Source organism: Streptomyces sp. NPDC054834, assembly GCF_053611185.1.
This window is the reverse complement of sequence record NZ_JBSGZV010000011.1, coordinates 54,517-75,947: the sequence shown is the minus strand read 5'-3', so window position 1 is coordinate 75,947 and position 21,431 is coordinate 54,517. Positions and strand designations below refer to the sequence as shown.

The following is a 21,431-nucleotide window of genomic DNA, read 5'->3' as shown; positions in this document are numbered from 1 at the left end:
GAAAGAGAGCGATTCATGCGCCGAACTGTCCTCAGTGCCGCAGCATTCGCGTGCGCCGCCGTGCTGGCGAGCACGGTGCCCGCGTTCGCGGACGGGACCGCGAGCCCCGTCCCGTCCACCCGCCCGGCCGCCACCGAGGCACCGTCGCCGGTCCCGAGCGAGCGCCGCGGTGCCGGCCAGGAGGCGTCCACCCGGCCGAGCGCCGCTCCGAGCAAGGTGCGGGACCGGGGCCAGGTCGCCGTCGTCCCCAGGGGCGCGGCGAACACGGGTGTGGCCTCCGGGTCCGACAGCTCCGGAAGTGACGGAACGCTGATCGGCGGGGGCGTCGCCGGAGCCGTCGCCCTGGGCGGTGCGGCATTCCTGGTGATCCGCCGCCGACGGGTGACCGGGGCGTGAACCGACTCTCCAGGCGTGCGTTCGCCGGCGCGGTGGCCGCCGCACTGCTCACCGGTTGCGGTGGCTCGCCGGCCCCACGGGCGACGGCCCGCCCCGCCGGCACGCACACGCCCGGGCGGCCCTCGGCCCACTCGGTCCGCGCGGCGGCCCGTTCGGTGCCGGTGCGGCTGCTGATCCCGGCCATCGGGGTCGACACCCCGATCGTCAAGCTGGGGCTGGCCCAGGACGGCACGGTGCAGGTACCCCCGGTCACGGCCCACGACCGGGCGGGCTGGTACCGGCACTCGCCGACGCCGGGCCAGGTCGGCCCGTCGGTGATCCTCGGTCATGTCACGGTCGGCGCCTACGGCGACGGGGTCTTCCGGCACCTCGACCGGCTGCGCCGGGGCGACCGGATCGAGGCACGCCTGGAGAACGGCACGTCGGCGAAGTTCGCCGTCACCTCCGTACGGACGGTCGCCAAGGCGGACTTCCCGACGGACGCGGTCTACGGCGACGTGGACCGTCCGGAGCTGCGGCTCATCACCTGCGGCGGACCCCGCACCGGCGACGGCTACCTCGACAACGTGATCGTCTTCGCCGCGCTGAGCGCCACCGGCTCCTGACCCGCCGCCCGGAGCCCGGGCCCGACCGGCGCACGACCATGGAACGTGCGCCGTCGGCCCGGGCTCTTCCCCATGAGTGCTCGAACCCCCCATGGAGAGCGTTGAAACGGTCCCGCGAGAAGGCAGCAGCCGAGCTGTTCGCCGCCCTCTATCCGCGCCTGGCCAGCTGGTGCCGCCGCCTGGTCGACGACGACGAGACGGCCCATGAGGTCGCCTCGGAGGCGTTCACCCGGCTCTGGGCCCGCTGGACGTCCGTGGCGGAGCCCCGGGGCTTCCTCTACGTCACCGCCGCCAACCTCGTACGGGACCACTGGCGCAAGCTCGAACGTGAGCGAAGGGCCGTGCACCGCGCCGGAGTCGAAGCGGCCGTCCGCCCGCCCGCCGAGCAGGCCGACCCGTCGGTCCGGCTGCTCGTGCAGGCGCTGCCGGAACGACTGCGCACGCCCATTCTGCTGCACTACTACGCTGACATGCCGATCCGGGAGGTGGCCGTGCTGACCGGGCGCAAGGAAGGAACCGTCAAGGCCGACCTGCACGCGGCCCGTGAACTGCTCCGCGCCCACCTGAGGAGAAGTCTTGATCACACACTCTGACGACGGTCCGGACTTCGACCCCGACGACCCCCTCGCCGTCATCCTCCGCCCGCCCTCCGAGCATCTCGCCGCGCCCCCGGGCCGGTTCCAGGAGATCCGCCGGACCGCGGGCCGCCGCAGGGTGTTCCGCGCGGCGGCCGGAGTCGGCGCGTCGTGCGCGGTCGCCGCCGTCCTCGCGCTGCCGTTCCTGCGGGCGAGCCACGAGCCACCCGCGTCCCCGGTGGTCCCGCTCGCCCCGCCCCCCGCGAGCAGCCCGTCGGACGTGCCGTCCCCGTCGGCCTCGCCCGGCCGCGGTCACACCACCGTCCCGAGCCCTCGTCCCACCCCCCGTTCCACCGGAACGAGCCCGACCCGCGGTCGCGGGGCGACCGAGAAGGTCCCCACGACCGCGCCCAGCCGCTCGGCGTCGGAGACATCGAGCGTGCCCGACGCGGAGCCGTCGGTGAGCCAGGAGCGGACCGGGCGCACCCGGTTTTGAACATGTTCAACTCTGGGCGTACGCTCCTGCCATGAGCGACAGAGCCGCCCAACTCAAGGGCATCCGCGTCTGGCTGGTCTGCTTCGTCGTGTGCCTGGTGCTCAGCGGCGCCACCGCCTTCCCCCTGGTCCACGAACTGCGCTGGACGGAGGACGTGCTGCGCTCGCTGTCCGTGCCGGAGCACCTGCCGGGGCTCATGGACTGGATCTCGCGCGTGCGGCAGGGGCTGGACACCGCCGACGCCGAGTACCCCTTCCTCCTCTACGGCACGGACTGGCTGGCCTTCGCCCACCTGGTCATCGCGGTCGCCTTCTACGGGCCGTACCGCGACCCCGTCCGCAACATCTGGGTCGTCGAGTTCGGGATGATCGCCTGCGCCGGAATCATCCCGCTCGCGCTCATCTGCGGGCCGATCCGTCAGATCCCCTTCTGGTGGAGTCTGATCGACATGTCGTTCGGGGTGTTCGGGGTCGTCCCGCTGTATGTCGTACGGCGGAAGATCAAGCGGCTGGAGGCGTTCGGTCTCGGTCCGTCGGACCGGGGTTCCGTACCCGCTACTTGAGCGCCGCCAGGGCGATGCGCTCGGCCACCGGGTTCATCTCCTCACCCTTGGCGTCCGTCGAGCCGACCGAGTAGACGAGCGTGCGGCTCAGGTTCCTGGTCGCCGCGATGACGCTGTTGTAGCCGTACCGGCCGCCGGACTTGAGCCAGTAGACCTTTCCCTCGTACTCGAAGCGCTGGAGCCCCGCGCTGTAGGTGGCGCCGTCGATCCCCGACGGGACCGTGAACATCTCCTCCAGCTGCGGCCCGGACACGATCCGGCCCCGGAAGAGCGAGGTGAGCAGCCGCTCCAGGTCGGCGGTCGTGGAGATCATGTCCCCGGCCGCCCGACGGTCCGCCTGGTTCCACTCCGTCACGTCGACGAACTCCTTCGTCCCGTCGGCCTTCGTCACCTTCTGGTAGCCGTGGTTGTGCGGGCCGAGGATGCGAGGGTCGGTGCCCGGGAAGTACGTGTCCCGCATCCCGGCCGGGCGCAGCACCAGCCGGGTGGCCTCGTCGGCGTAGGAGTGGCCCGTCACCTTCTCGATCAGCATGCCGAGGATCGTGTAGTTGATGTTGAGGTAGTCCTGCTTCCTGCCCGGGCGGAACTCCGGCCCCTTCGCCACCGCCGACTTCACGACCTGGGCCGGGGTGATCGTGTCGAAGCGGTGCGCGTACTGGTCCTCGAAGGAGTCGCCCCAGCCGTCACCGGACTGGATGCCGCTGGTGTGGTTCAGCAACTGCCGTACGGTGACCGGCTTGCGGAACTTGGGGCCGAGGAGACCCGGAAGGTAGTGCTCGATCGACGCGTTCAGATCGACGCGGCCCTCGGCGGCCAGCCTCAGCACGGCCGCCGCCGTCACCACCTTCGTGGTCGAACCGGCCCGGAAGCGGGCGTCGGGGTCCGCCGCCCGGCCGCTCGCCAGGTCGTGCACCCCCGCGCTGCCCCGCCAGGTGCCCTCGGTGCCGCCGACCCGGACGAGTGCGACGGTCGCGTCGTCGTCGGGGAGGCTCTTGATCGCCTCGCGCAGCGCGGCGGCGTCCGGACCGGCCGTCGTGGGCGCGGAGGCCGAGGCGGCCGGCGCCGAGGCGAAGGCGGGCACGGCCAGCGGACCGGCGCCGAGGGCCAGGACGAGGGAGGCGGCGAGGAGGGTGGTGCGGCGACGAGCGCGCATCGGATGCTCCTGAGGAGGTCGGCGGAAAGCTCGTGATCATCCTCGTGGGGTGTGACGGTCCCCGGATCGTCGGTGAGGAGGGCGATCGCCCCTGACGTATCCCTCATCAAGTCCACCCGCACATGGGGTAGTTGTCGGGGTCGACCCCTAGGGAGCGGTGATCCGCGCCCACCCTGCCGCCGAAAAATTGTTATCCCCGGCCCTCGGCTCCGTCTCCGCACTGTGATCCCCGACATTGCCAACAGCACGACCCCGCCTGAAAGGGTGCGGGCATGAGGACGCACGCGGACGGCAAGGCCGGGCGGCAGTGGCGCTCGACCATCGCGGCGGCACAGGACGGCGACCGGCGGGCCATGGACGAACTGGTCCAGGGCTGGCTGCCGTTGGTGTACAACGTCGTGGGCCGGGCGCTGAACGGCCACGCCGACGTCGACGACGTCGTCCAGGAGACCATGCTGCGGGCCGTCGGGAACCTCGGCACCCTGCGGGACCCGGACAGCTTCCGGTCCTGGCTGATGGCCATCGCCATGCGGCAGATACGGGACCGGGCCCGCCGCAGGACGGCCCAGCGGCTGGACGAGAACGTGCCCGAGGACGCCGCCGACTTCGCCGGACTCACCGTGCTGAAGCTCCAACTGGAGGGGCAGCGGCGCGAGGTCGCGGAGGCGGTGCGCTGGCTGGACCCCGAGGACCGGCAACTGCTGTCGCTGTGGTGGCTGGAGGTCGCCGGCGAGCTGACCCGGCGCGAACTGGCGGCGGCCGTCGGCATCAGCCGGCAGCACGCCGCTGTGCGCGTGCAGCGGATGAAGGAGCGGCTGGAGACCTCACGCGGCATCGTGCGCGCCCTGGACGGGGCGTGCCCCGAACTGCGGGAGCTGACCGGCCGCTGGGACGGCCGCCCCGACTCGGTGTGGCGCAAACGGCTGGCCCGGCACGTCAGGGGCTGCGGCTACTGCGGCGACACCCGCGAGTCGGTCGTACCGGCGGCGCGCCTCCTCGCCGGGATCGCCCTGCTGCCGGTCCCGGCGGGCTTCACGCTGTCACTGGCCCTCGGCGGCAAGACGGCGGTTGCCGCCACCACGGCGACCACGGCGACGGCGGCCACCTCGACCGGCTGGTCCGCCAAGGTGCTGGGTGCGCTGACCAAGCCGGCCGTGGCAGTGACGGCGGGCGCGACGATCGTCGCGGGCGGCGCCTATGTCGTCGTACAGACCCCCGACGACCCGCCCGCGCGCACCGCGCCCGCCCCCACGGCACAGACCGCGACCGCGCCCCCGCCACCGGCCACCACCCGCCCGTCGTCCGCGTCCCCCTCGCCGACGCCGTCCCCCTCGAAGGGGACGGACCGGTACGGCACGGTCGTCGACGCCGTCGACCGCGCCCCGGACCCGGACACCCCGCCCGGGGCCCTGCCGCACCGGCCCGCGTCCGGCGTCACCAGCAGCGGCGGGGCGCACGCCACCATGAACCACCGGGGGGACAGCGTGACCCTCAGCGGCCAGGGCTACGTCCTCGTCCGCTGGCAGATCTCGCCGCAGTACCGGGCCGGCAGCCTGGTCATGCCGAGCTGGACCGGTCTGAAGGGCAAGCTCTTCCATGTGGCCTCGGGCGGCGGCCGCCGCATGGACGACCCCGTCAGCAGCACCGACGGCTCCGCCACCGGCATGGGCGACTCGGCCACCGGCTACGCCGTCCTGCCGTCCGGCACCCAGCAGATGTGGCAGAACGAGTACTTCTACGTCGACGGCAGCGTCACCCTCACCGTGAACGAGCGCGGCGCCGACTACGGCCTGAACGTCTTCCCGACGACCTGGGACGCGGTGGAGAAGGACGTGACGACCGGCCCCGGCCAGGGGGCCAAGCGCTACGGTCTCGTCCGCGACACCGGCAAGGACGACGCCCCGGTTCCCCAGTACCTCACCCGCGCCACGCCGGCCGACCCGGCGACGGTCGCTCAGCGATCGAGGGTGTAGCCGGCGGTGCCCGTGCGCAGGGCGCACAGCAGGTCGATGCGGTTCGTGGTGATCGAATCCACGCCGAGGTCGAGCAGGCGGCGCAGGGAGCGGCGGGTGTCGGGGGTCCATACGGACAACAGGTGGCCGTCGCGGTGGACGCGGGCCGCGAGGGCGTGGTCGACCAGTGCGAAGCGGTAGTTCAGCCAGCGCGGCCGTACCACGTCGAGCAGGCCGGCCCGCGGTGGCGCCAGCGTCGTCCAGGTCAGGGCTATCTCGGCGGAGGGGTCCGCGGCGCGCACCGCGAGCATCATCTCGGCTCCCGCGCAGTAGTACACGCGGTCCCGCGCCCCGCACTCCCGTACGACGCCGATGATCTCCCGCACCGCCCGGGGGTCGGCCCGCCCGGGCAGGTCGATCATCGCCCGGGTGCCGTCCGTCGCGGCCAGCGCGTCCACCAGCGTCGGCACCCCGCCCGCGGTGAGCCCGCGCACCTCGTCGGCCGACAGCGAGCGCAGCGGCCGGTCGTGCCCCCACAGCCGCTTCAGCGTGTCGTCGTGCAGCAGCACGGGCATGCCGTCACGGGTGAGCCGTACGTCGAACTCGACCGCGTCCGCGCCCTGGTCGAGCGCGGAACGCAGCGAGTCGAGCGTGTTCTCGCGGAACCGGTAGGGGTCTCCGCGGTGGGCCACGGCGGTCACTGTCTGCATGGGCCCCATTGTGGGGGGAGTCAGGAAGCGAGCCACGCCGAGGTGTAGGCGTCGATCTCCTCGGCGATCCGGGCCTTGCCCGCCGTGTCCAGGAAGGACGCCTCGACGGCGTTCTTCGCGAGGCCGGCGAGGCCGCGCTCGTCGAGGTCGAGGAGGCGGGCGGCGACCCCGTACTCGTTGTTGAGGTCGGTGCCGAACATGGGCGGGTCGTCGGAGTTGACCGTGACCAGGATCCCGGCCCGCACGAACTCCCGGATCGGGTGCTCGTCGAGGGTGCGGACCGCGCGCGTGGCGATGTTGGAGGTCGGGCAGACCTCCAGCGGGATGCGGTGCTCGGCGAGGTGGGCGAGCAGCTTCGGGTCCTGGGCGGAACTGGTGCCGTGCCCGATGCGCTCGGCGCCCAGCTCGCTGAGGGCGTCCCACACCGTCTGCGGGCCGGTGGTCTCGCCCGCGTGCGGCACCGAGTGCAGCCCGGCGGCGATGGCCCGGTCGAAGTACGGCTTGAACTGCGGGCGCGGTACGCCGATCTCGGGCCCGCCCAGACCGAAGGAGACCAGGCCCTCCGGGCGCAGCCGGTCGTCGGTGGCCAGCCGTGCCGTCTCCTCGGCCGACTCCAGGCCCGCCTCGCCGGGGATGTCGAAGCACCAGCGCAGCACGGTCCCGAACTCCGCCTCGGCCGCCTTGCGCGCGTCCTCGATGGCGTCCATGAAGGCGGCCTCGTCGATGCCGCGCCGGGTCGAGGAGAACGGGGTGATGGTCAGCTCGGCGTACCGCACCTGCTGCCGGGCCAGGTCGCGGGCCACCTCGTACGTCAGCAGCCGGACGTCTTCCGGGTTCCGGATCAGGTCGACGACCGACAGGTACACGTCGATGAAGTGCGCGAAGTCGGTGAAGGTGAAGTAGTCGGCCAGGGCCTCGGGGTCGGTGGGGACCTTGGAGTCGGGGTGGCGGGCGGCCAGTTCGGAGACGATCCGGGGGGAGGCGGAGCCGACGTGGTGGACGTGCAGTTCGGCCTTGGGCAGCCCGGCGATGAAGGCGTGCAGGCCGCGGTCGGCGGTGCCGGCGGCGGGTACGGCGCTGAAGTCGGTCAAGGTTCCTCCCCGGAACGGCGCCCACGGACCGTGGTCCGGGCGCGGGTGATCGGCTGATCGGTGACTCGGGGATCATCGTAGGACGGGCCCGTACCGAGCGTGGACCGGCCTTACCATGACGGCACGCCGAGGAGAGGGGACCGCCGACCATGTCCGACGAGGCGCCACAGGCTCCGGGGAGCACCGCGGGGCCCCTTCCGGGGCAGAGGGCGGGCGATCCCGCGCCTGCGGACCGGGTTCCTGGCGGCTCGGGGTCCGGCGTGCCTCTGGACAAGCCGGGAGCCCCGGACCGGACCGCGCCCGCACCGTCCGACGCCCCTCGGGCCGAACCCAGCCCCTGGGCGGCCCCGGCCTCCCACCCCGGGCCGGGCGACACCGCCGTCTCCGGTGCCGCGGGCACCCCCGCACCGCCCTTCGTCCACGACCAGCAGACCGTCACCTCTCTTCCGGACGCGCCGCCGGCCTGGGCCGGCCCCTTCGCCGCCCCGTCGCCGGTCCCGGCGCCGCCCGTGGCGGGGAGCCCGCCCCCGAACCCCTTCGCCCCGCCCGCCGTGACCAGCCCGCAGCCCCTGTACGCCCCCGTCCCGCCGCCGCCCATAGCCCCCGACGGCCCCGGACAGCTCCCGTACGGCTATCCGGCCGGGCCCGGGTACGGCTGGCCCGGCATGCAGCCGACGCAGGACAACGGGATGGGCACGGCGGCGCTGTCACTGGGCATCCTGGCCGCCGTCTGCTTCTGTCTGTGGCCGCTGGCCATCGTGCTCGGCGTGCTGGCAGTGATCTTCGGCGTGATCGGCCGCGGCAAGGCCGGCCGCGGGGAGGCGACCAACGGGGGTCAGGCCCTGGCCGGCATCATCTGCGGCGCCGCCGGCATCGTCCTCGGCCTGGTGATGATCGCCTTCTACGTCTCGGTGGCCGGGCGCTGACCGAGGGCGACCGGGCGACCCTCAGGCCCCGTGCGCCAGCCTCTCCCGCGCCTCCATGAGCGCGAACCCCAGCAGGTTCGGCCCCCGCCACCGCTCCGGGTTCGCCGCCGCCTCGTCGTCCGCCGCGAGGCCGATGCCCCACACCCGGTCCACGGGGCTGGCCTCCACCAGGACCCGGTCCCCGGTGTTCAGCAGGAACTCCCGCAGATCATCGTGCGCGGAGAACTTGTGGACGCTGCCCTCGACCACGATCCGGAACCGCTCGCGCTCCCATATCGACTCGTCGAAGCCGCGCACCAGCCGCCCCGCCTTCTTGGCCTGCGAGGGATGCCCCGCCGCCAGCACCCGGCGCTCCGCCTCCGCGTCCTCGAAGAGCCGCGCCTTTCCGGCCATCATCCAGTGCTCGGCCGTGGCGTACTCCACCCCGTCCACCACGAACGGTGACGGCCACCACTGACTCAGACAGCTCGCGCCGACCCGTCCGTCCGGCCGCGGCCGGTGTCCCCAGAAGTGCAGGTACTTGACCCTCGCCCCCGCGCGGACCTCCCTGATCAGGGCCTCCACAGCATCGATCTTCCCCATGCACGCGAGTCTGGCACGCACCACTGACACTCCGTCCCCCCTTTACCGCGCCGACTCGACACCTGGTCGACAGATTCCGTCGCGTAACCAAAAGGCAACAACGGAATCACTTGTTGGAGTCCCTTAGCTCTGTCAGGATCGGCACTCAAATCGAGCTGGAGCTACGCCACCCGCCCCCCGGGACGGGGTCGACGGCCGAGGAGAGCGACATGCACAACCCGGGCACCGCCACCCCGGAACGATTCCCCGCGCAGGAGCGCCTCGCGGAGGGCGCGCAGTTCATCGCCGGACGCCTCACCCAGGGCACCTCCGGCCGCACGCACGCCGTGATCGACCCGGCGAGCGGCAAGGACGTGTACACGTACGAGCTGGCCGGGACGGGCGACGTCGACGCGGCCGTGGCCGCCGCCCGCGAGGCCTTCCCGGCCTGGGCCGCGACCACCCCGGGCGAGCGCTCCGACGCGCTGCACCGCTTCGCCGCCGTGATCGCCGACCGTGCCGAGGACTTCGCCCGCGCCGAGTCCCTCCAGTGCGGCAAACCGCTCAAGCTCACCCGGGAGTTCGATGTCCCGGGGACCATCGACAACACCGCCTTCTTCGCGGGCGCCGCCCGGCATCTCCAGGGGCAGTCCGCCGGTGAGTACTCCGGCGACCACACCTCGTACGTCCGCCGCGAGCCCATCGGTGTCGTCGGCTCCATCGCACCCTGGAACTACCCGCTCCAGATGGCCGCCTGGAAGATCCTCCCGGCGATCGCCGCGGGCAACACCATCGTGCTGAAGCCCGCCGAGCTCACCCCGCTGACCTCACTGCTCTTCGCGCAGGCGGCGACCGACGCCGGCATCCCGGACGGGGTGATCAACATCGTCACCGGCACCGGCCGGGAAGCCGGCGAGCACCTCATCGGTCACCCGGACGTGGCCATGACCTCCTTCACCGGGTCCACCGCCGTCGGCAAGCGGGTCGCCGAGATCGCCACCGCCACCGTCAAGCGCCTCCACCTGGAGCTCGGCGGCAAGGCCCCCTTTGTGGTCTTCGACGACGCGGACCTGGAGGCGGCCGTCCACGGCGCCGTCGCGGGCGCGCTCATCAACACCGGACAGGACTGCACCGCCGCCACGCGCGCGTACGTGCAGCGCCCGCTCTACGAGGCGTTCGTCGAGCGGACCGCCGCCCTCATGGAGACCGTCCGGCTCGGTGACCCCTTCGCCCCCGGCACCGACCTCGGCCCGCTCATCTCGCACGTCCAGCGGGACCGCGTCGCCGCCTTCGTCGACCGGGCGCGTGGCTACGCGCGCGTGGTGGCCGGCGGCGAGGCTCCGCAGGGAGACCTCGCGAACGGCGCCTACTACCGGCCCACCCTGATCGCCGACGCACCGCAGGACAGCGAGATCGTCCAGGCGGAGATCTTCGGGCCCGTGCTGGCCGTGCTCCCGTTCGACGGTGACGACGAGGGCATCCGGCTGGCCAACGACACCCCGTACGGTCTCGCCGCCTCGGCGTGGAGCCGGGACGTCTACCGCGCGAACCGCGCGACACGCGAGATCAAGGCGGGATGCGTCTGGGTCAACGACCACATTCCGATCATCAGCGAGATGCCGCACGGAGGCTATAAGCAGTCCGGCTTCGGCAAGGACATGTCGGCGTACTCGTTCGAGGAGTACACCCAGGTCAAGCACGTTATGTTCGACAACACGGCGGTGGCTCGGAAGGACTGGCACCGCACGATCTTCGGGGACCGATAGCGAAGACCGGCCGCTGCCGACGACCACGGCGGGCCCAACCCTCCCTCCCGAAAGGGCACCACGCGCATGGAGCAGTACGAGCCCGACCGCCTGACGCCGGTCCAAGTGGCCGCGATGCGGCGCAGCCTTCGCAATGGCCGGGCCGCCATGACCCGCCGGTCGCTGCTGCGCGCCTCCGCGGGCGGAGCGCTCACCCTGGGCGGTCTCGGGGCGCTGAGCGCCTGCGGGATCCCGGCGGCCGGCAAGACACAGGGCGGCACGTCCGCCGCGGACCACTCGGCCGCGGAGAAGGTCGTCAACTTCTCCAACTGGACCGAGTACATCGACATCGACGACAGCGGCAAGCACCACCCCACGCTGGAGAGGTTCGCCAGGCGGACCGGCATCAAGGTCAAGTACACCGAGGACATCAACGACAACAACGATTTCTTCGGCAAGATCAAGCCGCAGCTCGCCGCGGGCCAGGACACCGGCCGCGACATCATCGTCCTCACCGACTGGCTCGCCGCCCGGCTGATCCGCCTGGGGTGGGTCCAGAAACTGGACCCGTCCAACCTGCCGCACGCCTACACCAACCTGTCGGCGCAGTTCCGCAACCCCGACTGGGACCCGGGCCGCGCCTACTCCTACCCGTGGCAGGGCATCTCGACCGTCATCGCCTACAACAAGAAGGCGCTCGACGGCATCGAGGTGAAGTCGGTCTCCGACCTGCTCGACAACCCCAAGCTCAAGGGCCGCGTCGGCTTCCTGTCGGAGATGCGCGACAGCATCGGCATGACGCTGCTCGACATGGGCAAGGACCCCGCGAAGTTCAGCGACGACGACTTCGACGCGGTGATCGCCCGGCTCCAGAAGGCCGTCGACAAGGGCCAGATCCGCCGCTTCACCGGCAACGACTACACCTCCGACCTCACCAAGGGCGACTTCGCGGCCTGCGTCGCCTGGGCCGGTGACGTCGTCCAGCTCAAGGCGGACAGCCCGGACGTCGACTTCGTCATCCCCGACACCGGCTACATGACGTCGACCGACAACATGCTGATCCCCAACAAGGCGCGCCACAAGACGAACGCCGAACGGCTGATCGACTTCTACTACGAGCCCGCGGAGGCCGCCGCGCTCGCCGCCTACATCAACTACGTGTCTCCGGTCGACGGTGTGAAGCCCTACCTTGCGAAGATCGACAAGGACGCGGCGAACAACCCGCTGATCGTTCCCGACAAGGCCATGCAGGCCAAGTCCCATGCCTTCCGCTCCCTGAGCCAGAAGGAAGAGACGGCCTACGAAGAGAAGTTCGCGAAGCTCACAGGGGCGTGACGACGATGAAGACGACTGACAGCAACGGCGACGTCCGCCTTTCCGGAATAGGCAAGAGCTACGGCTCCTTCACCGCCGTCCACCCGCTGGACCTGACCGTCCCGCAGGGCTCCTTCTTCGCCCTGCTCGGCGCCTCCGGCTGCGGCAAGACCACCACCCTGCGCATGATCGCCGGTCTGGAGGAACCTTCCTCCGGCACCGTGCACCTCGGCGACCAGGACGTCACCCACCTGCCGCCGTACAAGCGGCCGGTGAACACCGTCTTCCAGTCCTACGCGCTCTTCCCGCACCTCGACATCTTCGAGAACGTCGCCTTCGGCCTGCGCCGGCGTGGCGTCAAGAGCGTGAAGAAGCAGGTCGAGGAGATGCTGGACCTCGTGCAGCTGGGAGAGCAGGCGCGCAAGAAGCCGCACCAGCTCTCCGGCGGCCAGCAGCAGCGGGTCGCCGTGGCCCGCGCGCTCATCAACCACCCGAAGGTGCTCCTCCTCGACGAGCCCCTCGGCGCCCTCGACCTCAAACTGCGCCGCCAGATGCAGCTGGAGCTCAAGCGCATCCAGACCGAGGTCGGCATCACCTTCGTCCACGTCACGCACGACCAGGAGGAGGCCATGACGATGGCCGACACGGTCGCCGTGATGAACGCGGGCCGCGTGGAGCAGCTCGGCTCGCCCACCGACCTGTACGAGAACCCGCAGACCACCTTCGTCGCGAACTTCCTCGGCACCTCCAACCTGATCGAGGCCGAGGTCGACACCAGGAACGGCGACGACATCGTCCTCAAGGCCGGCGGCGGCAAACTCGTGCTGCCCCAGGCGCGCTGTTCCGCCCCGGCGACGTCCGGCGGCAAGGTGCTGGTGGGCATCCGTCCCGAGAAGATCTCGCTCACGCACGCCGACGACGCGGGGGAGATCCCCGAGGGCCGCAACCGCATCACCGGCAAGATCGCCGACTCCAGCTTCATCGGCGTCTCCACGCAGTACGTGATCGACAGCCCGGTCTGCCCGGAGTTCGAGGTCTACGCCCAGAACATCGACCGCGACACCCGCCTGGTCCCGGGCGCCGAAGTCGTCCTGCACTGGAACCCGGCCCACACCTTCGGCCTGGACGCGGAGCAGTCCCTGCTTGCTGGGACAGTGGGCTCCGCGGGCACCGAGGAAGAGGTCGCCGCCTGATGTCGACGCTCACCGAGGCGCCCCCGCCTCTCGCCCCCGCCACCCCCGAGAAGAAGCCCCCGCGCAAGCGCGGCCGGTTCACGCCGTACTGGCTGCTGCTGCCCGGCATCCTCTGGCTGATCGTCTTCTTCGCGCTGCCGATGATCTACCAGGCCTCCACCTCCGTGCAGACGGGCTCCCTGGAGGAGGGCTACAAGGTCACCTGGCACTTCGCGACCTACTGGGACGCGCTCGCCGAGTACTGGCCGCAGTTCCTGCGCTCGGTCCTGTACGCCGCCGCCGCGACCGTGCTGTGCCTGCTGCTCGGCTACCCGCTGGCCTACCTGATCGCCTTCCGCGCGGGCCGCTGGCGGAACCTGATCATGATCCTGGTGATCGCGCCGTTCTTCACCAGCTTCCTCATCCGCACCCTCGCCTGGAAGACGATCCTCGCGGACAGCGGACCGGTCGTCGGCGCCCTCAACACGCTGCACATCCTCGACCTCACCGACTGGCTCGGCTGGACGGCGGGCGACCGCGTGCTGGCCACACCGCTGGCGGTGGTGTGCGGCCTGACGTACAACTTCCTGCCCTTCATGATCCTTCCGCTGTACACCTCGCTGGAGCGGATCGACGGGCGGCTGCACGAGGCGGCCGGCGATCTGTACGCCAGGCCCTGGACCACCTTCCGCAAGGTCACCTTCCCGCTGTCGATGCCGGGCGTGGTCTCCGGCACGCTGCTGACCTTCATCCCCGCGGCCGGCGACTACGTCAACGCCGAACTCCTCGGCTCCACCGACACCCGCATGATCGGCAACGTCATCCAGACGCAGTTCCTGCGGATTCTGGACTACCCGACGGCCGCCGCCCTCTCCTTCATCCTCATGGCCGCGATCCTCCTCATGGTCACGGTCTACATCCGCCGGTCCGGGACGGAGGATCTGGTCTAAATGCCCTTCGTCACCTGGCTCAAGCGCCATCTCGTCGTCATCGCGGGACTGCTGACGCTCGCCTATCTCCTGCTGCCCAACGTCGTCGTCACGGTGTTCTCCTTCAACAAACCGAAGGGCCGCTTCAACTACGAATGGCAGCAGTTCTCCACGGACGCCTGGAAGGACCCGTGCGGTGTCGCCGACATGTGCGGCTCGCTGTCCATCAGCCTCCAGATCGCCGTGTGGGCGACGGTCGGCGCCACGCTGCTCGGCACCATGATCGCCTTCGCGCTGGTCCGCTACCGCTTCCGCGCGCGGTCGGCCGTGAACTCGCTGATCTTCCTGCCGATGGCCATGCCCGAGGTCGTCATGGCGGCCTCGCTGCTCACCCTGTTCCTCAACATGGGTGCTCAGCTGGGCTTCTGGACGATCCTGATCGCGCACATCATGTTCTGCCTCAGCTTCGTCGTCGTCGCGGTCAAGGCGCGCGTGATGTCGATGGACCCGCGCCTGGAGGAGGCCGCCCGGGACCTCTACGCCGGGCCGGTGCAGACCTTCCTGCGGGTCACCCTGCCCATCGCGGCACCCGGAATCGCCGCGGGCGCGCTGCTGTCCTTCGCGCTCTCCTTCGACGATTTCATCATCACCAATTTCAACGCGGGCTCGACCGTCACCTTCCCCATGTTCGTGTGGGGTTCGGCGCAGCGCGGAACGCCCGTCCAGATCAATGTCATCGGCACGGCCATGTTCCTGGTCGCCGTGCTGTTCGTCCTGACCTCGATGCTCATCACCAACCGCCGTAACAAGCAAAAGGCATAAAGTCCTGTAGGGAGTTGAAATCATGGCCCCGAGCGCCATGACCCATTGGATCAAGTCTCTTTCCGAAGCACAGCCGGTCCCGTACTGGCTCGAAGACCCCGGCAAGCCCCACCCCGAGCCCGCTCTCACCGGTACCGAGACCTGCGACCTGCTGGTCGTCGGCGGCGGGTACAGCGGACTGTGGACCGCGCTCAACGCCAAGGAGCGCGACCCGCAGCGGGACGTGGTGCTGCTGGAGGGCCGTGAGGTGGGCTGGGCCGCCTCGGGCCGCAACGGCGGCTTCTGCGCCGCCTCCCTCACGCACGGACTGCCCAACGGCCTCACCCGCTGGCCGGACGAGATCCACACGCTCCAGCAGCTGGGCGAGCGCAACCTCGACGAGATCGAGGCGGCGGTGGCCCGGTACGGAATCGACTGCGACTTCGAACGCACCGGCGAGATCGACGTCGCCACCGAGACCTACCAGGCGTGGGAACTGCGCGACTGGTTCAAGGAGCTCCAGGGCAAGGGCCTCGCCGACGGTCTCGAGTTCCTCGACGCCGACGCCGTGCGCGAACAGGTGAACTCGCCCACCTTCGAGGCGGGCCTGCACGACCGCCGGGGCGTGGCCATGCTGCACCCGGCCAAGCTCGCCTGGGGCCTCAAGCGGGCCTGCCTCCGGCTGGGCGTGCGGGTCTACGAGCACACGCCGGCCCTGACCCTGAAGCCGTACGGCGGCGGCATGGCCGTGGACACCCCGTACGGCACGGTCCGCGCCCGCCGGGTCGCGCTCGGCACGAACATCTTCCCCAGCCTGCTGCGGCGCGTACGCTCCTACACGGTCCCCGTCTACGACTACGCGCTGATGACGGAGCCCCTGTCCGCCGACCAGCTGGCGTCGATCGGCTGGAAGAACAGACAGGGCCTGGGGGATTCCGCGAACCAGTTCCACTACTTCCGCCTGTCCGCCGACAACCGGATCCTGTGGGGCGGCTACGACGCGATCCACCACTACGGCGGCCGGGTCCGCTCCGAGTACGACGACCGCCCGGAGACCTACGCCAAGCTCGCCGGGCACTTCTTCACCTGCTTCCCGCAACTGGAGGGCGTCCGCTTCACGCACGCGTGGGGCGGCGCGATCGACACCTGCTCGCGCTTCTCGGCGTTCTTCGGCACCGCCCACCAGGGGAAGGTGGCGTACGCGGCGGGCTACACGGGCCTCGGTGTCGGCGCCACCCGCTTCGGTGCCGACGTGATGCTGGACCTGCTGGACGGCGAACGCACCGAGCGGACGGAGCTGGAGATGGTCCGCAAGAAGCCGCTGCCCTTCCCGCCCGAGCCCTTCGCCTGGACCGGTATCGCCCTCACCAAGTGGTCCCTGGCCCGCGCGGACGCCCACGGCGGCCGCCGCAACCTGTGGCTGAGGACGATGGACCGACTGGGGCTGGGCTTCGACAGCTGACCACCGACGGCCGACGGGCGGGTGTGACCCGGTTCACTCCGGGTGCCGGGACCCGCGTAATGCCCGCCGGGAGACCTCCCTCTCCCTCGTGAACCACGTTGGTGAACCACGTTCGTGAACCACGGACGAGAGGGAGGCAGGTCTTCCCATGACTGGGCCAAGACGGCGGTCGAGTGGCCGGCATCCGTCGCACCGGATCCCGAGGCCTGCCGCTGGGAATGGGAGCGCAGCCCGCTGGGGGTCGCCCTGGTGCCGCCGGCACCGCGGCCCGCTGGCCCGGCACCGGCATCCGCGCCGCCGGACCCGGCACCTGGATCGTCGTGCCGCACCCGGGCCGGGCCACCACCGTGCGCCGGCTGGTGCTGCCCGACGGCTCCGGCACGCTCACCGGTCCCACCTTGCTGGAACTGGCGATGCGAGAGGCGGCGGCGGAGCCGGCCAGGGGTGGAGAGGAGGGCGGGTAGCGTCCCGGCACCTTGACAACAGGATTGGTCTGGACCAAGTTGAGTGCGCTCCACCCCTCCAACACCCCCAGCTCCGGAGGCCCTTGTGGACCGCGCCAGACCCGACCGACGCCCCAGATCCGTCCTCGCCCTGCTCACGGCCGCGCTGCTGGCCGTACCCGGCATCACCGCGCTCTCGTCGGCCGCCCGAGCGGCCGACGCGGATCTCGCGAAGAACGGCGGTTTTGAATCCGCCCTCGACAGCTGGGTCTGTACAGCCGGTACGACCGTCACATCACCCGTGCACAGCGGAAGTTCCGCACTGCGGGCGACTCCGGCCGGCAGCGACAACGCCCAGTGCGCGCAGACGGTCACCGTGCAGCCGAACTCGCAGTACACGCTGTCCGGGTACGTCCGCGGCTCCTACGTCTACCTGGGTGCGAACGGCACCGGCACCACCGACGTCTCCACCTGGACCCAGTCGGCCCCCGACTGGCAGAAGCTCACCACCACCTTCACCACCGGCGCCGCCACGACGAAGGTGACCATCTACACGCACGGCTGGTACGGCACCGGCGCCTACTACGCCGACGACATCTCCCTGATCGGCCCGGGTGCGAGCACCGGGCAGCCGCCCGCCGCGCCCACCGGCCTGAAGACCGGCACGGTCACCTCGTCCTCCGTCGCCCTGTCCTGGTCGGCGGTGACGGGCGCGACCGGCTACGCGGTCTACCGCGACGGGGCCAGGGTGCAGACGGTGACCGGCGCTTCGGCCACCGTCACCGGGCTCTCCCCCTCCACCGCGTACAGCTTCCAGGTAACCGCGACCAACGACGCCGGCGAGTCCGCCAGATCGGCCGCCGTGACCGCGACGACCACGGCCGGCACCGGCGGCGGCTCGGGCGGCCTGCCTGGCCACGCCCTGGTCGGTTACCTCCACGCGAGCTTCGCCAACGGCTCCGGCTACACCCGCCTGGCCGACGTACCCGACAGCTGGGACGTCATCGACCTCGCCTTCGGTGAGCCCACCTCGGTCACCTCGGGTGACATCCGCTTCAACCGCTGCCCGGTCACCGAATGCCCGAACGTCGAGAGCGACGCCGACTTCAAGGCGGCGATCAAGGCCAAGCAGACGGCCGGCAAGAAGGTGCTGATCTCGATCGGCGGCCAGAACGGCCAGGTCCAGCTGACGACGACGGCCGCCAGGGACACCTTCGTCTCCTCGGTCTCGAAGATCATCGACGATTACGGCCTCGACGGCCTCGACATCGACTTCGAGGGCCACTCGCTGTCCCTGAACGCGAACGACACGGACTTCAAGAACCCCACGACCCCCGTGATCGTGAACCTGATCTCGGCCCTGAAGACCCTGAAGGCCAAGTACGGCTCCAGGTTCGTGCTGACGATGGCGCCGGAGACCTTCTTCGTGCAGAACGGCTACCAGTTCTACGGCACCGGCAAGTGGGGCGGGCAGGATCCGCGCTGTGGCGCGTACCTCCCCGTCATCCACGCCCTCCGTGACGACCTGACCCTGCTGCACGTCCAGGACTACAACTCCGGCCCGATCATGGGACTCGACAACCAGTACCACTCCATGGGCGGCGCCGACTTCCACATCGCCATGACCGACATGCTGCTCACCGGCTTCCCGGTCGCCGGCGACCCGAACAACGTCTTCCCGCCCCTGCGCCCCGACCAGGTCGCCATCGGCATGCCCGCCTCGACGAACGCGGGCAACGGCTACGTCTCCCCGTCCGAGGTCACGAAGGCCCTGGACTGCCTGACGAAGAAGACGAACTGCGGCTCGTACGCGACCCACGGAACCTGGCCGTCCCTCCGCGGCCTGATGACGTGGTCGGTGAACTGGGACCGCTACTCGAACTGGGAGTTCCAGAGGAACTTCGACGCGTACTTCGGCTGAGCACGCCGCCGCGGCCGAGCACGAGGGACAAGGCGGTCAGCAGCACCGCGCACAGGCACCAGCTGGCCACCACGTCCAATGGCCAGTGCCAGCCCCGGCGGACCAGGCCGTAGGAGACGCCGAGGACGAGGGCCGCGCAGACGCCGACGAGGGTCCGGCGGGCGGCGGGGGAGCCGAGCCGGGGGAGGAGGAGCAGGGTCGCGGAACCGTACGCGATCCCCGCCGTCGCCGTATGACCGGAGGGGAAGTAGCCGACCCCCGGGAGCACCACGGGCGTCCCGGGCCGCGCTGTCCAGTCCTTCAGCGGTACGACGATCGCCGGGACCAGCGCCATGAGGACGGCCGCGGCCAGGGGCGGCAGCCACCACCGGTCCATACCGGTGGCGCGCCCCCGCCAGGCGGTGTACGCCACGGCGGCGACGAGCACGGGTACGGCGACCTGGACGTTGCCCAGGTCGGCCAGGAACGCGGAGAACCGGTCCGGGTGGACGAGCGCCGCACTCAGGCGTTCGTCCATCCCGATCAGCGGACCGTCGACCAGCACCTGCCAGGTGATGAGCGCGAAGAACACGACGGGAATGCCGAACAGGAGGGGCATGGGGGACAGCCTGCCAGCACCGGCGGACCATGTGACCACCGCATGATGGGCTAACCGATGATCCTACGGGAGCCTGCCCGGTGCGTCGGCCGCGGCCACAGGCGAGAAGGAGGTCGGCCGCCCCGGAACAGGGGGGGTAGTTCCGGGGCGGCCGTCCGGACCGGAACGCCGCGCGCCCCGGGGGGTTTGGGGCGGGCGACTGTCCGATCGGTGAGGAGATCCGGAACCAGAGGCCCCGGTTGTGTGCGCGAGGGCACGACCAGGTCGAAGCTGGGGAGGCCCCGGCCTGATGTCGCCCACAGTCCCCTGTGGGCGGGGTGTATCTCTCATCTGGTTAGAACCTACGGCAGCGGGTGGCGCCAGGACAGGTGCAATCGCGTCCCGTCATCCACCTCGCACACGTTCTTCACACGGCCTGCCGTAGCTGTGGATTCACTGTCCGTCACAGGTGCGGACCAGTGGCTCAGATCCGCGCGATGGCCTGCTCGATGATGTCGAGGCCCTCGTTCAGGAGGTCCTCGCCGATGACCAGCGGGGGCAGGAAGCGGAGCACGTTGCCATAGGTGCCACAGGTCAGGACCAGCAGGCCCTCCTGGTGGCAGGCCTTGGCGAGCGCGGCGGTCGCCTCCGGGTTCGGCTCCTTGGTGGCGCGGTCCTTGACCAGCTCGATCGCGATCATGGCGCCGCGGCCGCGGACGTCGCCGATGACGTCGAACTTGTCGGCCATGGCGGTCAGGCGGCCCTTCATGATCGCCTCGATGTTCTTCGCCCTGGCGTTGAGGTCGAGCTCCTTCATCGTCTCGATGGCGCCGAGCGCACCGGCGCAGGCGACCGGGTTGCCGCCGTAGGTGCCGCCCAGGCCACCCGCGTGCGCGGCGTCCATGATCTCGGCGCGGCCGGTGACGGCGGCGAGCGGGAGGCCGCCCGCGATGCCCTTGGCGGTGGTGATCAGGTCGGGGACGATGCCCTCGTCCTCACAGGCGAACCACTGGCCGGTGCGGCAGAAACCGGACTGGATCTCGTCGGCGACGAACACGATGCCGTTGTCCGAGGCGAACTTGCGGATCGCGGGCAGGAAGCCCTTCGCCGGCTCGATGAAGCCGCCCTCGCCGAGCACCGGCTCGATGATGATCGCGGCCACGTTGTCCGAGCCGACCTGCTTGCTGATCTGGTCGATGGCCTGCGCGGCGGCCTCGGGACCGGCGTTCTCCGGGCCGGTCGGCCAGCGGTAGGCGTAGGCGACCGGCACCCGGTAGACCTCGGGCGCGAAGGGGCCGAAGCCGTGCTTGTACGGCATGTTCTTCGCCGTCAGCGCCATCGTCAGGTTGGTACGGCCGTGGTAGCCGTGGTCGAACACGACGACCGCCTGACGCTTGGTGTACACACGGGCGATCTTGACGGCGTTCTCGACGGCCTCGGCGCCGGAGTTGAACAGGGCGGACTTCTTGGCGTGGTCACCCGGGGTGAGCTCGGCGAGGGCCTCGGCGACCTCGACGTAGCCCTCGTACGGGGTGACCATGAAACAGGTGTGGGTGAAGTCGGCGAGCTGGGCGGAGGCCCGGCGTACGACGGCCTCGGCGGACGCGCCGACGCTCGTCACCGCGATGCCGGAACCGAAGTCGATCAGACGGTTGCCGTCGACGTCCTCGATGATCCCGCCACCCGCGCGCGCGGTGAACACGGGCAGCACGGAGCCCACGCCCTGCGCGACGACGGCGGTACGGCGGGCCTGAAGCTCCTGCGACTTCGGACCGGGGATGGCGGTGACGACGCGGCGCTCCTGCGGAAGTGCGCTCATGGGGGGCTCCTGGTGGTTCTACGGCCTTGACGACTCTTGCCTTCTCTTCTCGCAGGCTAGGTCGGTGAGACGGGGGTGGGCATGCTCCATGTGGGCGTTGTCAGGGATTGATGTTGTCCGTGGTGGACATGGCGGTCCGGCCCGCCCGCGAGGCGCCCATGGGCGTCCACCTCTCATCTTGGCCCTCTCTCGGCCGCGTAAGCGGTGAACTCACCAGGCCG

The 21,431-nt window shown here is 70.8% G+C and carries 19 protein-coding genes and 3 pseudogenes; 15 read left to right on the top strand and 7 right to left on the bottom strand.

What is annotated here, in order from left to right:
* Positions 1-15 precede the first annotated feature (15 nt).
* From ACWGJM_RS17265 to ACWGJM_RS17245, 5 genes are all read left to right on the top strand, one after another.
* The gene (locus tag ACWGJM_RS17265; RefSeq protein WP_453412521.1) at positions 16-396 is read left to right on the top strand and encodes a sortase-dependent protein; all 381 of its coding nucleotides are present in this window, start codon (positions 16-18) and stop codon (positions 394-396) included.
* The gene (locus ACWGJM_RS17260; RefSeq protein WP_453412520.1) at positions 393-1,001 is read left to right on the top strand and encodes a class F sortase; all 609 of its coding nucleotides are present in this window, start codon (positions 393-395) and stop codon (positions 999-1,001) included. Before ACWGJM_RS17265 ends, ACWGJM_RS17260 begins: the two co-directional genes overlap by 4 nt.
* Before the next feature lie 101 nt (positions 1,002-1,102).
* The gene (locus ACWGJM_RS17255) at positions 1,103-1,594 is read left to right on the top strand and encodes an RNA polymerase sigma factor (protein WP_453412519.1); all 492 of its coding nucleotides are present in this window, start codon (positions 1,103-1,105) and stop codon (positions 1,592-1,594) included.
* Positions 1,578-2,072 carry a hypothetical protein gene (locus ACWGJM_RS17250; RefSeq protein WP_453412518.1) on the top strand — a complete coding sequence of 165 codons (495 nt, stop codon included), beginning with the start codon at positions 1,578-1,580 and terminating at the stop codon, positions 2,070-2,072. The genes ACWGJM_RS17255 and ACWGJM_RS17250 overlap by 17 nt, the downstream gene beginning before the upstream one ends.
* 31 nt (positions 2,073-2,103) lie before the next feature.
* Positions 2,104-2,634, top strand: coding sequence for a hypothetical protein (locus ACWGJM_RS17245; protein WP_453412517.1), 531 nt, complete (start codon positions 2,104-2,106; stop codon positions 2,632-2,634).
* Here the strand turns inward: ACWGJM_RS17245 and ACWGJM_RS17240 are convergent.
* On the bottom strand, positions 2,627-3,787 hold the full coding sequence (locus ACWGJM_RS17240; protein WP_453412516.1) for a serine hydrolase domain-containing protein: 1,161 nt from the start codon (positions 3,785-3,787) through the stop codon (positions 2,627-2,629). The genes ACWGJM_RS17245 and ACWGJM_RS17240 overlap by 8 nt on opposite strands.
* 272 nt (positions 3,788-4,059) lie before the next feature.
* On the opposite strand from ACWGJM_RS17240, the gene ACWGJM_RS17235 reads away from it, so the two are divergent.
* Positions 4,060-5,760: an RNA polymerase sigma factor gene (locus ACWGJM_RS17235; RefSeq protein WP_453412515.1), complete on the top strand. Its 1,701-nt coding sequence runs from the start codon at positions 4,060-4,062 to the stop codon at positions 5,758-5,760.
* Here ACWGJM_RS17235 and ACWGJM_RS17230 read toward each other — a convergent pair.
* Positions 5,742-6,449: a glycerophosphodiester phosphodiesterase gene (locus tag ACWGJM_RS17230; RefSeq protein WP_453412514.1), complete on the bottom strand. Its 708-nt coding sequence runs from the start codon at positions 6,447-6,449 to the stop codon at positions 5,742-5,744. The two genes, ACWGJM_RS17235 and ACWGJM_RS17230, sit on opposite strands and share 19 nt — an antisense overlap.
* A 20-nt stretch (positions 6,450-6,469) precedes the next feature.
* Positions 6,470-7,540, bottom strand: a complete 1,071-nt coding sequence (locus ACWGJM_RS17225; protein ID WP_453412513.1) for an adenosine deaminase — start codon at positions 7,538-7,540, stop codon at positions 6,470-6,472.
* A gap of 260 nt (positions 7,541-7,800) precedes the next feature.
* On the opposite strand from ACWGJM_RS17225, the gene ACWGJM_RS17220 reads away from it, so the two are divergent.
* The gene (locus ACWGJM_RS17220) at positions 7,801-8,466 is read left to right on the top strand and encodes a DUF4190 domain-containing protein (RefSeq protein ID WP_453412512.1); all 666 of its coding nucleotides are present in this window, start codon (positions 7,801-7,803) and stop codon (positions 8,464-8,466) included.
* A 21-nt stretch (positions 8,467-8,487) separates the two neighbouring features.
* On the opposite strand, the gene ACWGJM_RS17215 is transcribed toward ACWGJM_RS17220, so the two are convergent.
* Positions 8,488-9,048 (bottom strand): NADAR family protein, encoded by a 561-nt coding sequence (locus tag ACWGJM_RS17215; RefSeq protein ID WP_453412511.1) that lies wholly within the window; start codon positions 9,046-9,048, stop codon positions 8,488-8,490.
* Positions 9,049-9,257: 209 nt separating this feature from the next.
* On the opposite strand from ACWGJM_RS17215, the gene ACWGJM_RS17210 reads away from it, so the two are divergent.
* The 8 genes and pseudogenes from ACWGJM_RS17210 to ACWGJM_RS17175 all read left to right on the top strand — a co-directional run bounded on the left by ACWGJM_RS17210 (position 9,258) and on the right by ACWGJM_RS17175 (position 18,814).
* Positions 9,258-10,793, top strand: coding sequence for a gamma-aminobutyraldehyde dehydrogenase (locus ACWGJM_RS17210; RefSeq protein WP_453412510.1), 1,536 nt, complete (start codon positions 9,258-9,260; stop codon positions 10,791-10,793).
* A 66-nt stretch (positions 10,794-10,859) separates the two neighbouring features.
* A complete protein-coding gene (locus ACWGJM_RS17205) occupies positions 10,860-12,107 on the top strand; it encodes a polyamine ABC transporter substrate-binding protein (RefSeq protein ID WP_453412509.1) in 1,248 nt (415 codons plus the stop codon).
* A 5-nt stretch (positions 12,108-12,112) separates the two neighbouring features.
* Entirely contained in the window at positions 12,113-13,279 is a 1,167-nt protein-coding gene (locus ACWGJM_RS17200) for an ABC transporter ATP-binding protein (protein WP_453412508.1), read from the top strand.
* The gene (locus ACWGJM_RS17195; RefSeq protein WP_453412507.1) at positions 13,279-14,208 is read left to right on the top strand and encodes an ABC transporter permease; all 930 of its coding nucleotides are present in this window, start codon (positions 13,279-13,281) and stop codon (positions 14,206-14,208) included. Before ACWGJM_RS17200 ends, ACWGJM_RS17195 begins: the two co-directional genes overlap by 1 nt.
* Entirely contained in the window at positions 14,209-15,009 is an 801-nt protein-coding gene (locus ACWGJM_RS17190; RefSeq protein ID WP_453412506.1) for an ABC transporter permease, read from the top strand.
* Positions 15,010-15,031: 22 nt separating this feature from the next.
* The gene (locus ACWGJM_RS17185; RefSeq protein ID WP_453412505.1) at positions 15,032-16,450 is read left to right on the top strand and encodes an NAD(P)/FAD-dependent oxidoreductase; all 1,419 of its coding nucleotides are present in this window, start codon (positions 15,032-15,034) and stop codon (positions 16,448-16,450) included.
* A 114-nt stretch (positions 16,451-16,564) separates the two neighbouring features.
* Positions 16,565-16,914, top strand: a pseudogene (locus ACWGJM_RS17180) (hypothetical protein).
* A gap of 85 nt (positions 16,915-16,999) precedes the next feature.
* Positions 17,000-18,814: a chitinase gene (locus ACWGJM_RS17175; protein WP_453412504.1), complete on the top strand. Its 1,815-nt coding sequence runs from the start codon at positions 17,000-17,002 to the stop codon at positions 18,812-18,814.
* Between the two features lie 82 nt (positions 18,815-18,896).
* Here ACWGJM_RS17175 and ACWGJM_RS17170 read toward each other — a convergent pair.
* The 3 genes and pseudogenes from ACWGJM_RS17170 to gabT form a co-directional block, all read right to left on the bottom strand.
* Positions 18,897-19,148: pseudogene (locus ACWGJM_RS17170) on the bottom strand (phosphatase PAP2 family protein); the annotation flags it as partial.
* Between the two features lie 372 nt (positions 19,149-19,520).
* Positions 19,521-19,742: pseudogene (locus tag ACWGJM_RS17165) on the bottom strand (phosphatase PAP2 family protein); the annotation flags it as partial.
* Between the two features lie 133 nt (positions 19,743-19,875).
* The gene (gabT, locus tag ACWGJM_RS17160) at positions 19,876-21,210 is read right to left on the bottom strand and encodes a 4-aminobutyrate--2-oxoglutarate transaminase (RefSeq protein WP_453412503.1); all 1,335 of its coding nucleotides are present in this window, start codon (positions 21,208-21,210) and stop codon (positions 19,876-19,878) included.
* Between the last annotated feature and the right edge of the window lie 221 nt (positions 21,211-21,431).